The sequence below is a fragment of the Paenibacillus cisolokensis genome (genome assembly GCF_050481165.1).
Taxonomy (GTDB): domain Bacteria; phylum Bacillota; class Bacilli; order Paenibacillales; family Paenibacillaceae; genus Paenibacillus_AH; species Paenibacillus_AH cisolokensis.
The window spans coordinates 93,709-107,665 of the sequence record NZ_JBCNFP010000017.1 but is presented as its reverse complement, the minus strand read 5'-3'; the positions used below and the strand labels follow the sequence as shown (position 1 = coordinate 107,665).

Sequence of the window (13,957 nt, the reverse complement as noted above, 5' to 3'; positions counted from 1 at the left end):
GAGGAAAGCGAGGTGCTGGCGATGAGTTCCATGGATAAAACGATGAAGTTTGACGTGAAAGCGGAAGGAATCGAAATTTCTTCGCAGGAAATTTTGCTGAAAGTATATGATGCGCTCCTGGAGAAGGAATACAACCCGATCAACCAGATCGTCGGTTATCTGCTCTCCGGTGATCCGGCGTATATTCCACGGCACAACAACGCCAGAAGCTTGATTCGCAAAAAAGAACGGGACGAACTGATCGAGGAGTTGGTCCGTTCCTATTTAAGCCGGCATCGGTAGGCGGCGGGAAACGGAGTCAGGCATGAAATGGATGGGACTGGACTACGGTGACCGGAATATCGGCGTTGCCGTCAGCGACGCGTTCGGCTGGACCGCGCAAGGTGTCACGGTTGTGGAACGGCGTCGGGACGGAAGCGAATTCGAGCGGATCGCCGAGCTGGTCAGAGAGCACGAAATTGGGGAAGTTGTCGTCGGTTTGCCGAAGAATATGAATGGCACCGTCGGTCCTCGTGGCGAAATTTGCATCGCATTTGCGGAACAGCTCCGGCAAAAACTAAAATTACCTGTTCACCTGTGGGATGAAAGGCTGACCACCGTGGCGGCCGAACGAACGCTGCTCGAAGCGGACATCAGCCGAAAGAAAAGAAAGCGGGTCGTGGACAAAATGGCCGCGGCGCTCATTTTGCAAAATTTTCTCGATTCTAAAACGAAAAGGTGAGGGTAACGATGACAAAGGACGACATGCAGTTTGATGAGCCGGAAATTATTTATATTCCGGATGAAGACGGCAACGAGGAAGAATTCGAGGTCATCATGAAGTTCGAAGTCGACGGTTCCGACAAGAAATATATGATGGTCGTGCCGATCGGAGACGGCGACGAGGACGCCGAAGAGGACGAGGTTTACGCGTTCCGCTACGAAGAGGACGGCGACGACCTGAAGCTCTATACGATCGAAGACGAAGAAGAATGGAATATGGTCGAAGAAACGTTCAATACGCTCCTTAGCGAACTGGAAGATGATAACGGATGAACGGAATACAGCCGGTCCGGGTCCGTCTGCTTGCAAGCAAATACGGCGAAGAAGTAGAACTGCTGTCGGAGGGCGGTCAGCCCGAATCGTACCGGATTATGGCGGAATTCGAACTCGGCGGGCAAGTCTATGCCGCCCTGCAGTCTCCCGCCATGCGCAAGGAGAACGAGGTTGAGATGTTCCGCGTCGTGGTCGACGGCGAGGAGCCGGAGCTTGAAAGCATCGAGGACGACGAGGAATGGGAGGCCGCTGCCGAGGCGTACGACGATCTGTTGTTCCAGGAAACCGAACGTTCCTGATCAGCATGTCGAAGCTGTCGCAGCTATATATCCATCGAGGCGCGAAGGGCGGTTGATACCGCCCTTCGCTTGCGGAAACGGAGGAAAGTGCGTTGGACAGGCCGATGAAAGGGACGGACGGATACTCGTCCGATACGTCTCTCGGACCGAAGAAGGGACGAATCACATTCTGGGTAATCGTTGTCATCATTTTGCTTCTGCTGGCCGGCTGCGGAGCGGTGGCCCTGTATGTCTGGAACGGCTTGCGGCCGGCGCCGGAAGGCGAAGCGAAGCGGGTGGAGATTGAACGCGGAATGACCGCCTTCCAGGTGGCCGACATGATGGAGCAACAAGGAATCATTCGAAATTCATTCCTGTTTAAATATTATTTGCGCTACAAGGATGAAGGAAACAAGTTCCAGGCCGGCATATACGAATTGCATCCCGGCATGACGAACGATGAGATAGTCGCGAAGCTGAATGCGGGAGAGACAGTGAAGCCGGAGACGATACGGTTCACGGTGCCGGAAGGCTATTCGATCTTGCAAATGGCCGAGAAGCTGGACAAGGAGAAATTGGCCGATAAAGAAGAGTTTCTCCGTCTGGTCGATGATCCTAAACTGCCGGCGGATTCGTCCGTGCTGCAGTCCATTCCCAAAGACGGGAAGCTGCGTTATCGGCTCGAGGGCTATCTGTTCCCGGAAACGTACGAGTTTCCGAAGGACAGTACGCTGAACGATATGATCGTTCGGATGGTGAGCGAACTGGAGCGCAAGCTGAACGAGCTTCCCGAAGGATGGAAAGAGAAAATGGCCGCACGGGGGCTGAATTTTCATCAGCTGATGACGGTCGCATCGCTTGTCGAACGGGAAGTCGTCGTCGACGAGGAGCGGGCGCTCGTCGCCGGCGTCATTTACAACCGGCTGGCAAAAGGGATGCTGCTGCAGATCGATGCGACGGTTCAATACGCGCTCGGGGAACAGAAGGAGCGGCTGCTGTACAAAGATCTGGAAATTGACGATCCGTACAACACGTATAAGTACGAAGGACTGCCGCCGGGCCCGATCGCCAGTCCGAGCCTCGCTTCGATCGAAGCCGCGCTGTACCCGGCGAAATCCGATTACTTGTTCTATGTGACCAAGAAGGACGGAAGCGGGGAGCATCTGTTCGCCCGCACGTTCGAGGAGCATGAGCGCAACATCGAGGAAAGCAACCGGACGGCGAAGCGGAATGGAGGGGGAGAAGGTGCGCAATAAACCGGAATTGCTCGCGACGGCTTCGTCGCTTGAAGAGATGAAGGTGCTGCTGGCGGCAGGAGCGGACGCGTTCGCCATCGGGGAATCCCGGTACGGGCTCAGACTTCCGGGCGAATTCGGGCTGCCGGCCATGGCGGAAGCGGTGCGGCTCGCCCATGCGCACGGGGCCAAAATTTATGCCGTCGTCAACAATATTATGGACAATCGCAGAGCGGAGGAGCTGCCCGCTTATATCCGGGGCGTAGCCGAGACGGGCGCGGACGCCGTCGTGTTCGGCGATCCGGCGGTGCTGATGGCGGTCCGTTCCGAAGCTCCGCATCTGAAGCTTCATTGGAATGCGGAGATGACGTCGACCAATTACGCGTCGGCGAACTATTGGGGCCGGTTCGGGGCGACCCGTGTCGTCCTGGCCCGGGAGCTCAATCTGGAGCAGGTGAAGGAATTGAAGGCCCGGACCTCGCTTGAAGTTCAGGTCCAGGTGCACGGCATGACCAATATTTATCATTCCCGGCGCGAACTCGTCGGCAGCTATCTGGATCATCGCGGCGCGCACCGGGCGGTGCCGGTCTCGGCCGACGCCGGCCTATACCTGACCGAAGAAGAGCGGGCCGGCGAGATGTATCCGATCTACGAGGACGCCAACGGCACGCATATGATGAGCGCCGACGACATTTGCATGATCGAGGATTTGCACGAACTGCTGGCAGCCGGCATAGACAGCTTGCGGATCGAAGGTTTGATGAAATCCGTCGCCTATAATGAGACGGTCGTCCGGAGCTACCGGGCCGCCATCGACGCGTACGCCGCGAATCCGGACGAATACGTGTTCCGGGAAGAATGGCTGGATGCGATTCGGGCGGTTCAGCCGCCCGGACGGGAATTGAGCTTCGGCTTTTTTTACAAGGAACAAGTGTATTGAAGCAAGCGAAAGGAAGTGCCTGACGAGTGACAACGATGACGAAGCCGCTGCCGAAGGGCAAGCGGCATCGGCTCGACAAACCCGAACTGCTCGCACCCGCGGGCAGTCTGGAGAAACTGAAGTTTGCTGTCCACTACGGCGCGGACGCCGTCTATATCGGCGGGCAAAAATACGGCTTGCGTTCCAATGCCGACAACTTCAGCCTCGAGGAGATGAGGGAGGGCGTCGAATTTGCCCGCCGCTACGGCGCAAAAGTGTTCGTGGCCACCAATATTTATGCGCATAACGAGGATATCGAGGGGCTGGGCGAATATTTGTGCGGGCTGCGCGATGTCGGAGTCGCCGCCATTATCGCCGCCGATCCGGTCGTCATCGAGACGGCGCAGCGGCTGACGCCGGAACTGGAAGTGCATCTGTCCACCCAGCAATCGACGATGAACTGGCGGGCCGTGCAATTTTGGAAAGAGCAGGGGCTGCCGCGGGTCGTGCTGGCCCGGGAAACGAGCTTCGAAGATATTGCGGAAATCAAGGCCCATGTCGATATCGAACTCGAAGTGTTCGTTCACGGCGCGATGTGCTCGTCCTATTCCGGCAGATGCGTATTGTCGAACCATTTTACGGACCGGGATTCGAACCGGGGCGGATGCTGCCAGTCTTGCCGCTGGAAGTACGAGCTGCAGCGGGAGGGAGCGCCGGCGCTCGAAGAAGCGGGGGATGCTTTCACGATGGGATCGAAAGATCTGTGCATGATCGAGCATTTGCCGCAATTGATCGAGCTCGGCATCGACAGCTTCAAGATCGAAGGGCGGATGAAGAGCGTCCATTATGTCGCTTCGGTCGTGAACGCATACCGGCAAGCCATTGACGCCTATTTCGCCGATCCGGAAGGCTATAAGCTGAAGCCGGAATGGCGGGAAGAGATCGACAAGGCCGCCAACCGGCCGCTCAATACGGGCTTCTTCCTGGACGAGCCCGGCGCGGAAGCCCATATTTACGAGCCGGAAGAGAAAAAGGCGCCGTACGATTTTGCCGGCGTCGTGCTCGATTACGACAGCGCGACCGGCACTGCAATCGTTCAGCAGCGCAATCATTTCCGTCCGGGACAGGAAGTCGAATTTTTCGGTCCGGGCGGGACGTTCTTCAAGCAGACGATCGGCGAAATTTTCAGCGAGGAAGGGGAGCGGCTGGACGCCGCCCGCCATCCGCTGCAGCGGCTCCGCATTCGTACGGACAGACCGGTGAAGCCGATGGACATGATGCGCAAGCGCATCTGATCATAATGACGACAAGACCTGGGTACTTGGATCCCGGGTCTTTTGTCTTATTTACAGGTCTCTCAAAACATACATAGGTCTTTAAGACGAGTTTCTGCTTCATTTTTTGCCCGTTGGTCTTATGTTTTGCCTCCCCGATACCGATATATAAAATGTTGAGGCTACAATGGGAGGAGGAACTATCCCTCCGACCGGTTATTATGCATAAGAAACGGGTGGTGTCTGTACATGAAAAGAAGCAAGTCGCCCAAAACCGACAAGCCGGTCGACAAGGGCAATACTTCGCAGCAGATCGGGGAGAAGGCAAAGAAGCGGATCGGAATGTTCCGAATTGCCGATTTGAAGGGAGCGCTGTCCTTCAATCCGGCCAAATCGGTAGGGACCCGGCTGTTTCTTGTCATTTTCACCAGCATTCTGGCATGCGTTCTTATTGTCGGGTTGCTGTCTTATTCTATTTCGAAGTCGACGATCGAATCGCAGGCGAAGCAATCGGGTTATCAGACGATTCAGCAGACGGCCGAGAAGCTTGACCTGATGATCAAAAACTACGAAGAGCTGACCATGCAGGTTATCGTCGACAGCGTCATTCAAGAGCGGATTGCGCAGTATAGCAAAACCGGGATATCGCAGTACGAGCGGTTCGAGGCCAGCCGCTCCCTGAACGAACGGCTGCAAAGCTTTACGATGAGCAACCGGGGCGTGCAAGGGAGCTATTTGATACCGATCAAGCAAGCGGGCGATCAGGGCATACTGGGAAGCTCGTCGCTTTCGTGGGAATCGGTCACAAACACGGACTGGTACAAGGCTGCGCTGGAGCAGAACGGGCGTACGGTATGGATTCCGACGCAGCCGAAATCGCTCGGCGGCAGCGGATCGGCGACATTCGGCGTGGCGCGTCTGCTGAAAAATACGCTGAACAACGATGCCCAGTATGTGTTTGTTCTCGAAATCAGCCTGAAGGAATTCCAAAATCAATTTGAAAATGTTCATCTCGGCAACGGATCGCGCATCGTGTTGCTCGACCAGAACAACAACTATTTGACGAATGCCGACGAGACGCTGATCGGCCAGCCATCCGACGTTCAGCTTCCTGTCGGAGAGAATGCGAAAGCTTCCGGTACGCTGGAGGCGACGAGCGCCGGCGGGAAGGTGCTGGCTATCTATCAGACGCTGGAATCGCCCGGCTGGCGGCTTCTCGGAACGATTCCGGTCGCCGAGCTGGTGAAGAGCGCCGGCTATATCCGCAATGTGACGGTCATCGTTTCCATATTGGCAGCGGTGCTGGCGGCCGGCATCGGGATTTTCGTGCTTTATACGGTGGCGGTTCCCCTTTCGAATATCCGGAACCTGATGAACGAAGGCGAGAGAGGCAATTTGTCCGTCCGTTCGAAATTGAAACGAAAAGACGAAATCGGCCAGCTTTCGCAAAGCTTCAATCAGATGATGGAGAAAATTACGGAGCTCGTGCAGCAAACGAACGTGACGGCCCAGGATGTGCTTCATACGGCCGGCGAGCTTTCGGAAGCGTCGAAGAAAACGGCGCTCGCCGCCAAAGAAATTGCGGTGGCCACGGAAGAAATTGCCGGAGGCGCGACAAGTCTGGCGATGGAAGCGGAAAGAGGCACGGACCTGACGCTGAACATCAACACCCAGATGAAACGGGTGCTGGACGCCAAAACGCAGATGAGCGCGGCGGCCGGCGAGGTCGAGCAAGCGAGCGAACGCGGAACGACGCATATGAGCATGCTGATCGAGAAGACGGGAGCAGCGGAAGAAATGACCCGCAACATGGTCGAGAAAGTGGACCGGTTGAAAGAAAGCACCCGTTCGATCCGCAAAATATTGGACGTATTGAACAACATTACGAAGCAAACGAACATTTTGTCGCTGAACGCCACGATCGAAGCGGCCCGCGCAGGAGCGGCGGGCAAGGGGTTCATGGTCGTAGCGGACGAGATTCGAAAGCTGGCCGACCAGTCTCGGCAGTCGATCGATGTCGTGGCGCAGATGACGGAGACGATTCAACACGAAATCGACGAGACGGTTACCGCGCTGTCGGACGCTTACCCGATCTTCCAGCAGCAGATCGAGTCGGTTAAAGAGACAAGCCAAATTTTCCATACGGTGCAAGGTCAGATGAATCTGTTCGTGCACAGCCTGCATTCGGTGACCGAATCGATCGGCGAGCTCGATCAGTCGCAATCGGTGCTGTCCGAAGCGATGAGCAACGTGAGCGCCGTCGCGCAGCAATCGTCCGCCACATCGGAAGAGGTCGCTTCGCTCGGCAACGAGCAGCTCCATGTGAGCGAAGAGCTCGTGAAGCTGTCCGACAAGCTGGAGAACGCGTCGCGTCAGCTCAAGGAATCGCTGTCCAAGTTTTCAATATAAGCGAGTGCAATTTCGCCCGGTCCTTGCGGACGCGGAACGACAGGCGGCTGCCGCTATGGCGGCCGCTTTTTTTTGCTTGCAAGCCCCGGAGGCCGTCCTTGCCTTCCGTCAAATCGTCTCCCGTTGGTCGGTGCGCTCCGTCTTTGCTATACGCCCCGGTGGCCGTCCGCGCCTTCCGTCAAATCGTCGCCCGTCTGTCGGTGCGCTCCGTCTTTGCTATACGCCCCGGAGGCCGTCCGAGCCTTCCGTCAAATCGTCGCCCGTCCGTCGGTGCGCTCCGTCTTTGCTATACGCCCCGGAGGCCGTCCGAGCCTTCCGTCAAATCGTCGCCCGTTGGTCGGTGCGCCCCGCCTTTAACACCCTCGTCTCCCGGCCGATTGCCTTGACGAAAAAGCTGCAAAAATACAGGAACTTTGGCCTGAAAAGATGACTTTGGTGCAAAATCCTGCAAAAATACAGTAATTTTGGGAAATTATCGTTTGTTTGGCTTGATCGGGTCCAAAAAACTGCATAATCGCAGTAATTTTCGCATTTTGGTTATTTTACGCCAGAAAATACTGCACTTTTGCAGCATTTTCCTCTATTGTCTCATCTTCCGTATGCCAGTTGCCGCGGAGCCGGAGTAAAGCAAGCCATTTCGGGACTGGTGGCAGTTTACAGCGGGGGTGGAGCGAGCGAATATGGTTCTGGAGCTTCGCAGTGAGGCGCCCGGCGGGGGCGGCGTGAGCGAATAAAGGTCCTGGAGCTTCGCAATTAGTCGCCCAATGGTCGGGTAGGCGAGGGCGAATAGAGCCTGGCCGCCATCCTTGTTTAAGCATTTATCGCGAAACCATATCGTTATCTGACGACGGAGCCGTTTTTCTTGCTTGCAAGCCTCGGCGGCCGTCAGCGCCGGCTTTCCCTAATGATCTTTTGCCCGCCCGGCCGAAACCAAAACCCGGACCCGACGTATAATTCATTAAATTGCGGTCTTCGTCCGCTATCTGTCGTCCGTTAAATTTTTCGAAAATTCCTGAAATTTGTCCTAATTAACGGTCGTTAGTCAATGCGATTGAGTTTGCCATGCGATCGCCATGCGATTGAGTTCGCCATGCGATTGAGTTCGCCATGCGATTGAGTTCGCCAAGAGATCGAATTCGTCATGCGATCGAATTCGTCATGCGATCGATCTACCCTTGATTCGTCGTATTTTGTTCGTATCGCAAACGACGGAGTCGTTAAGCCAAACCTTGCTTCCTTGTTTTGACGGCCGTGGCGTCAAAGACAGGTTTACATAGGGCGATAAAAAAGGGGAGGGTTCAATGAAGAAGAAATTCCTGCCAATCATGATCGGACTGGGAGTATTGGTAGGGAGCGCGTCTGTTATTTATTCCCAATCCTCTGTTTCGCCATCTCTTGCAGACAAAATTAAGGCCGGCTTCGACGCCATACAAGCAAGCTTGAACGAGCAAAAGGCCAAAACGGACGCACCTCTATTGGTTGAAGGCGAAGGAATCCGGATTGATGCCGAACGTTTCATTTTCTACAAGAAGAACCTGGAAGTGATTCACAGCCTGCAAAAAGGGCCGATGTTGACCGACAGTCAGATTATTGACGAAATGATAAAGAAAGAACTGGCGGTTCAATATGCCAAAAAGCTGGGTTTTAAAGTATCGCCGCAAGAAATCGACGAGGTTGTCCGATTCGAGCGGGAATCCTTGAAAAATGCCGATTCGGACAGTGATTTCGTAAAAGAACTTATGAAAAATCGGATTCGGATTACCGGAATGACCGAAGACGATTTTTGGAACAGCGATCTGGTGCGAAATCATTATGAAGAATCGCTGTTGATCGCAAAACTGGCTAGCCATATAGCCGAAGGTAAAATTAACGGCATCACGAACTTGAATGAGTTCCAAAATGGAACTTTTGGCCAGCTCAAAAAACAAGCTGAAAATAAATACCGCTGCCTTGCGGTAGCTTCCCTCATTCCTCTGCCGGTTCCGGTGGGGGAATTTATCTAGGCGGCGGAAAGTAATAAGCCGTTTACGATTTGGCGATAATGGACATTATCGGAATTTTGCGTTTCAGGAGCGGGAAACGGACGGGAATTGGGGAAAGTCGGTCGCGTGCGATTGACGAGGGGATTTGACGTGAAAAGAAGAATGGGGCTGGCGGCGCTGCTGCTGGCATTGCTGCTGTTCGGCAGCGTCGTGCGGCTTGCCTGGCTGCAGCTGGTTTCTCCCGCGGCCGGCATCCGGGCGGCCGAAGACTGGAAGCGAGGGGCCGTCGCGCAGCATCAGCGCAGGCTTGTGCTCGACACGGGCCGGGGCGATTTCGTCGACCGGTACGGCAGGGCGATCACGGGCGAGACGTATCAGGCGCTCGCGCTTTTCCCGATACGTCCTGCTGCGCGCGGGAATGAGCGGGACATGGCCGTCCTGGCCGATATCCTGGGGGTGGAGCCGGCCGCTCTGCGGCGCGAGCTTGACGGATTGCGGGAAGCGAAGTTCTGGCGTCGGGAAGGAGAGGAAGTGCCTTATCCGCTAAGCGAGGAGCAGATTCGCCGGCTGTCCGGGCTGACGCTGGGCGGCGTGCGGGTGCTTCCTTACCGGAACCGGTATCCGGCTTCGTTCCCGGCCAAGCATGCGATCGGTTATATTAGCCAGCATCCCGAGCTCGTGCGGGAAGTTTACGCGAAAGAGCTGGCCAAAGGGACAGTGAAACTGACGGATACGGTCGGCGGCGGCGGGCTGGAGCGGTCGCTCGACCGGCTGCTGCGGGGCACGGGCGCAACGTCGGTATCGTATTTCATCGACGGGACGGATCGGCCGCTGCGGGGGCTCGGGATAAGAGTGTCGCAATCGGACAATCCGTATTATCCGCTGCGCGTCGTCACGACGCTGGACCTGAAGCTGCAGAACGCGCTCGAGGCGTACGCCGATGCGAACGGCCTGCGCGAAGGGGCGATCGTCGTGCTGGACGCCGCCAGTGCGGATGTGCTGGCGATGGTGTCGCGCCCGTCGTTCGATCCTTGGCGGCTGGATGATCCGGCCGGACCGGAGCTGGCCAATCACGCGATTCGCGCGGTCGAGCCCGGCTCCGTATTCAAGCTGGTGACGGCGGCGGCGGCGCTTGAATACGGCGTCGCGGACGAAAATCACGAGCAGTTCGAATGCGACGGGGAGTACGGGAAATACGGCCTGTCCTGCTGGAAGCCCGGCGGACATGGCCTGCTGACGCTGCGGGAGGGGCTGGCCCAGTCGTGCAACATCGTATTTGCGACGCTGGCCGAGCGGCTGACGGCCGCCCAAATCAACCAAACGGCCGACAGACTGGGCATCGGCCGCCAGATCGGCTGGAGCCGGGAAGAAGCGTCCGGCCCGCTGGGGGCGCTGCGGCTGCTGGAGGAAGAGGAGGCGGGAACGGTATTTGCGGGCGGGCGAGTCCCTTCCGTCCGGGACGGCGGATTGCTCGTCCAGACGGGGATCGGTCAGCGTGACGTGCGGGTGACGCCGCTGCAGGCGGCGAATCTGGTCGTCACGCTGCTGAACGGCGGGCGCGTCATGGAGCCGCGCCTCGTATCGGAGATCCGCTATGCCAACGGCCAGCGGATGGCCGCGCTTGCGCCGCGCGAAGGCGCTTCCCGTTACGGCCGGGTATCGCCGGCCGTAACCGGGGCGCTGCTGCGCGGCATGGAAGCGGTCGTCGCCCGGGGCACCGGGCAGTCGATCCGCGAAGGCGCTTGGGCGGTGGCCGGCAAATCCGGCACCGCCGAGACAAGCGCGGCCGCAGCCCGCAACCATCAATGGTTTGCGGGCTACGGCCCGGTTCAATCGCCGCGCTACGCTGTCGCCGTGCTCGCGGCGAATCGGCCGCCCGATTCGGCCAATCGGGCGACCGCCTTGTTCCGCGGCGTGATGGATGTCATCGCCGCGCACGAAAAGGCCGGGAAGGCGTCCCGCTAAAGCGAAGCTTCGCGGGATGCCTTCCCGGCCTGCCGCCGTTTCAGTTCGCGTTCGGCGGCGGTTCCTGCTGGACGGTATCGTATTCGCCCTGCGGCAGCCGGATCCAGCGCCGCAGGTAGCCCTGGTCGTACAGCGCCTTGAGCAGTATCGTCAGAATCGGCGACAGAATGACACCGGCTACGCCGAACAGCGACAGCGAGACGACCATAATGACGAGCATCGTGAAAGCCGATACGCCGAGCGTATCGCCGGTAATTTTCGGCTCCAGAATTTGCCGCGTCAGCACGACGACGAGGAGCAGCGCCGTCAGCCAGATGGCGAGCGAAACGTCGCCGACGATGAACAGATAGATGATCCACGGCACGAAGATCGTCCCGACGCCAAGCAGAGGCAAAATATCGAAAACCGCGGCAAGCAGCGAAATCGACAGCGCATTTTTGACGCCAAGCAGCATGAGCGCGGCGAAGACGACGATGAACGTAATGCTGATCAGCTTGAACTGCGCCTTCAGGTACGCGCCGATACCGCGAAACACGTTGTCCCGCAAAAAGAAAAACGCGTTTTTGAACGTGCGCGGCGTCTTTTCGCTGGCCAGCTTCTTCCAGCTGTTGATCTCGATGCTGAGAAAGTAGGCGAGCACGATGCCGAGCGCAAAGTTGAACACGAACGTCGATACGGACGACAGATAGCCTCCCAGCCGATGAAGAAAATCGGTTGCCACGTTTTGTCCCCATTTGGTCGCCTGGTCGAGGAAGTCATTGATCTGATTCAGCGCCTCGGGCGGGAGCGTTCCGAGCTTCTCCTGCAGATAAGCGGAATTGCTCGCGATTTGCTCGCTCAGAAACCGCTGATATTCGGGCAAGTTGGCAACGAGGCCGTTAATCTGGCTGACGACCATATATCCGGCTCCGAAAAACAGGCCGAGAATGACGATCGTAAACAACAGAACCGATATGCCTGCCGCAATGCTTTTGCTAAGTCCGAGCTTGGCGAGCCACCGTGCGGGCGGCTCGATAAACAGGTAGATCAGAAAGGAGAGAAAGACAGGCGCCGCGATTTTGTACAAATAACTGAAGACGAACATGATCAAAAAGACCGTGAGCGCAATCAGCGCAATGTCGAAGGCGGTCCGCCAATATTTCTGGTAGAAATTGAGCATCGATGTACTCCTTTTTGACAGATATAACATAAATTAATATTGATTGTACTATAGTTATAAGACGATGCCTATAGGCTTGTCGACTTTTCATGCTCGAATTCTCCCGTTTTTAACGGCTGTATGTTACAATTGTATGGTGATGCATGCGATCCGCCGTGACAGGCGGACTTCGCAATCGATACGATATGGTGGGGAAAAGACAATGGAGAATTTACTGTTGTGGGGATTCTACATATTGACGTTCTACGCTTTTCTCCCGGGATTGGTCAGCCGCACGTTCGGTTTTCGCGTTTTCAAGAAAGGGCGGGTCGAACGCGAAATCGCGCTGACTTTCGACGACGGACCCGACCCCGTTTACACGCCGCGATTGCTCGATCTGCTGAAGCGATACAACGCCAAAGCGACGTTCTTCGTCGTCGGCGTTCACGCCGAACAGAATCCGGAAATTCTTGAGCGGATGCATCGGGAAGGGCACATAATCGGCATTCATAATTACGTTCATAAAACGAATTGGCTGATGCGTCCCAAATCCGTCAGAAAGCAAATTCACCGCACCTCCGAAATCGTCAAGAAGGCGACGGGAGAACGCCCGGCCTATTACCGGCCGCCGTGGGGCATCGTCAATCTGTTCGATTTTTCCAATCTCGGCTATTTGCAAATTATTTTATGGTCGGCGATGTTTGGCGATTGGCGCATCCGGCTTGGCGCGGACAGGCTGACGAAGCGGATGATGCGCAAGCTGGCGCCCGGCGAGGTGCTGCTGCTGCACGACTGCGGGCATACGTTCGGAGCGGATGCCGACGCGCCGCAAAATATGCTGATTGCGCTGGAGCGGTATTTGGAGGAAGGCACGCGGCGAGGCTACCGCTTTGTCGCGATCGATGAAATGATCCGTCTTACGGACGAGAATAAGGCGAGGGAATTGGGGCCGTTCAAGCGGCTCATCGTCGCGCTCTGGCTGCTGTACGAGAAGGCGTTCCACGCCGTGTTCCGGCTGAAGCCCGTCGGCGGGGAAAATCCGACTTTCCATTACCGGGTGCGGACCTACGCCGGACAGCATGTCGATATGGGAGAAGGTCGGCAATTGAAGAAAGGCGATACGATTGTCGAGATCCACTTTGACAACCGGATGCTGCAAAATATCGCATCGCATGGCGGTCCGCCGGTGCATACGGCGATCCGGCTGCTGCGCGAAATGGAAAAGGCCATTCCGCAGCTGCTGTCGCAAATCGCCGCCGATCCCGAAGCCGAAAACGCCCGTGCGATGGTCGGCGTGACGATGATTCACCGGGGGGCGGACCGGTTCGGGTTTCAGATCGTCAAGCTGGAGAAAGGATGGTTTGATCGCATGACGCGCCTCTATCTCCGGCTGCTGATGCGCGTACTGACCCCGAAGAAGAAAGGAAACCGGAAGAAAGAACGGGGCAGCGAAGCGATCAATCCGCACATGCTCGTCATGACGATGGACCGGGTTAGACAGATGACCGGCCGCGAACGCGGAGGGGACTCCTCGGCGAACACGCAGGCCGCTCCCGACAAGCTGCAAGCTTCGGATGAAGCGATGGGAGATGCGCCGACCGTCGTCAATTCGCCGTCGGCCATCTGAGATGAGCAGCCCTCCTTATTCGGCCGAAACCTTTAACTGCGTCTCTCGATGCGGAAGGCGTACAATAAAAGAACGTCCGGACATGATCCGGACGT

The 13,957-nt window shown here is 56.8% G+C and carries 12 protein-coding genes; 11 read left to right on the top strand and 1 reads right to left on the bottom strand.

Translation table 11 applies throughout. The annotated features are described in order from the left end of the window. Nucleotides 1-21: 21 nt before the first annotated feature. The 10 genes from ABEV74_RS03290 to ABEV74_RS03245 all read left to right on the top strand — a co-directional run bounded on the left by ABEV74_RS03290 (nucleotide 22) and on the right by ABEV74_RS03245 (nucleotide 11,097). Complete coding sequence (locus ABEV74_RS03290) at nucleotides 22-282, top strand: IreB family regulatory phosphoprotein (RefSeq protein ID WP_062492005.1); 261 nt, start codon at nucleotides 22-24, stop codon at nucleotides 280-282. 22 nt (nucleotides 283-304) lie between these two features. Next, on the top strand, nucleotides 305-721 hold the full coding sequence (gene ruvX, locus ABEV74_RS03285) for a Holliday junction resolvase RuvX (RefSeq protein ID WP_062492007.1): 417 nt from the start codon (nucleotides 305-307) through the stop codon (nucleotides 719-721). A gap of 8 nt (nucleotides 722-729) precedes the next feature. Beyond that, complete coding sequence (locus ABEV74_RS03280; protein ID WP_062492009.1) at nucleotides 730-1,035, top strand: DUF1292 domain-containing protein; 306 nt, start codon at nucleotides 730-732, stop codon at nucleotides 1,033-1,035. Beyond that, a complete protein-coding gene (locus ABEV74_RS03275; protein WP_213528966.1) occupies nucleotides 1,032-1,334 on the top strand; it encodes a DUF1292 domain-containing protein in 303 nt (100 codons plus the stop codon). Before ABEV74_RS03280 ends, ABEV74_RS03275 begins: the two co-directional genes overlap by 4 nt. A gap of 92 nt (nucleotides 1,335-1,426) precedes the next feature. Next, nucleotides 1,427-2,569, top strand: coding sequence for an endolytic transglycosylase MltG (gene mltG / locus ABEV74_RS03270; RefSeq protein ID WP_430143415.1), 1,143 nt, complete (start codon nucleotides 1,427-1,429; stop codon nucleotides 2,567-2,569). Further along, complete coding sequence (locus tag ABEV74_RS03265) at nucleotides 2,559-3,488, top strand: peptidase U32 family protein (RefSeq protein ID WP_062492012.1); 930 nt, start codon at nucleotides 2,559-2,561, stop codon at nucleotides 3,486-3,488. The genes mltG and ABEV74_RS03265 overlap by 11 nt, the downstream gene beginning before the upstream one ends. Nucleotides 3,489-3,514: 26 nt before the next feature. Then, entirely contained in the window at nucleotides 3,515-4,762 is a 1,248-nt protein-coding gene (locus ABEV74_RS03260) for a peptidase U32 family protein (protein ID WP_430143414.1), read from the top strand. A 228-nt stretch (nucleotides 4,763-4,990) separates the two neighbouring features. Further along, on the top strand, nucleotides 4,991-7,150 hold the full coding sequence (locus ABEV74_RS03255; protein ID WP_430143412.1) for a methyl-accepting chemotaxis protein: 2,160 nt from the start codon (nucleotides 4,991-4,993) through the stop codon (nucleotides 7,148-7,150). 1,301 nt (nucleotides 7,151-8,451) lie between these two features. Further along, complete coding sequence (locus tag ABEV74_RS03250) at nucleotides 8,452-9,153, top strand: SurA N-terminal domain-containing protein (protein WP_430143411.1); 702 nt, start codon at nucleotides 8,452-8,454, stop codon at nucleotides 9,151-9,153. 129 nt (nucleotides 9,154-9,282) lie between these two features. Continuing rightward, on the top strand, nucleotides 9,283-11,097 hold the full coding sequence (locus tag ABEV74_RS03245; protein WP_430143409.1) for a peptidoglycan D,D-transpeptidase FtsI family protein: 1,815 nt from the start codon (nucleotides 9,283-9,285) through the stop codon (nucleotides 11,095-11,097). 40 nt (nucleotides 11,098-11,137) lie between these two features. On the opposite strand, the gene ytvI is transcribed toward ABEV74_RS03245, so the two are convergent. Beyond that, the gene (ytvI, locus tag ABEV74_RS03240; protein ID WP_062492023.1) at nucleotides 11,138-12,256 is read right to left on the bottom strand and encodes a sporulation integral membrane protein YtvI; all 1,119 of its coding nucleotides are present in this window, start codon (nucleotides 12,254-12,256) and stop codon (nucleotides 11,138-11,140) included. A 202-nt stretch (nucleotides 12,257-12,458) separates the two neighbouring features. Between ytvI and ABEV74_RS03235 the strand changes: the two genes are divergently transcribed. Beyond that, complete coding sequence (locus ABEV74_RS03235; RefSeq protein WP_430143407.1) at nucleotides 12,459-13,862, top strand: polysaccharide deacetylase family protein; 1,404 nt, start codon at nucleotides 12,459-12,461, stop codon at nucleotides 13,860-13,862. Nucleotides 13,863-13,957 lie beyond the last annotated feature (95 nt).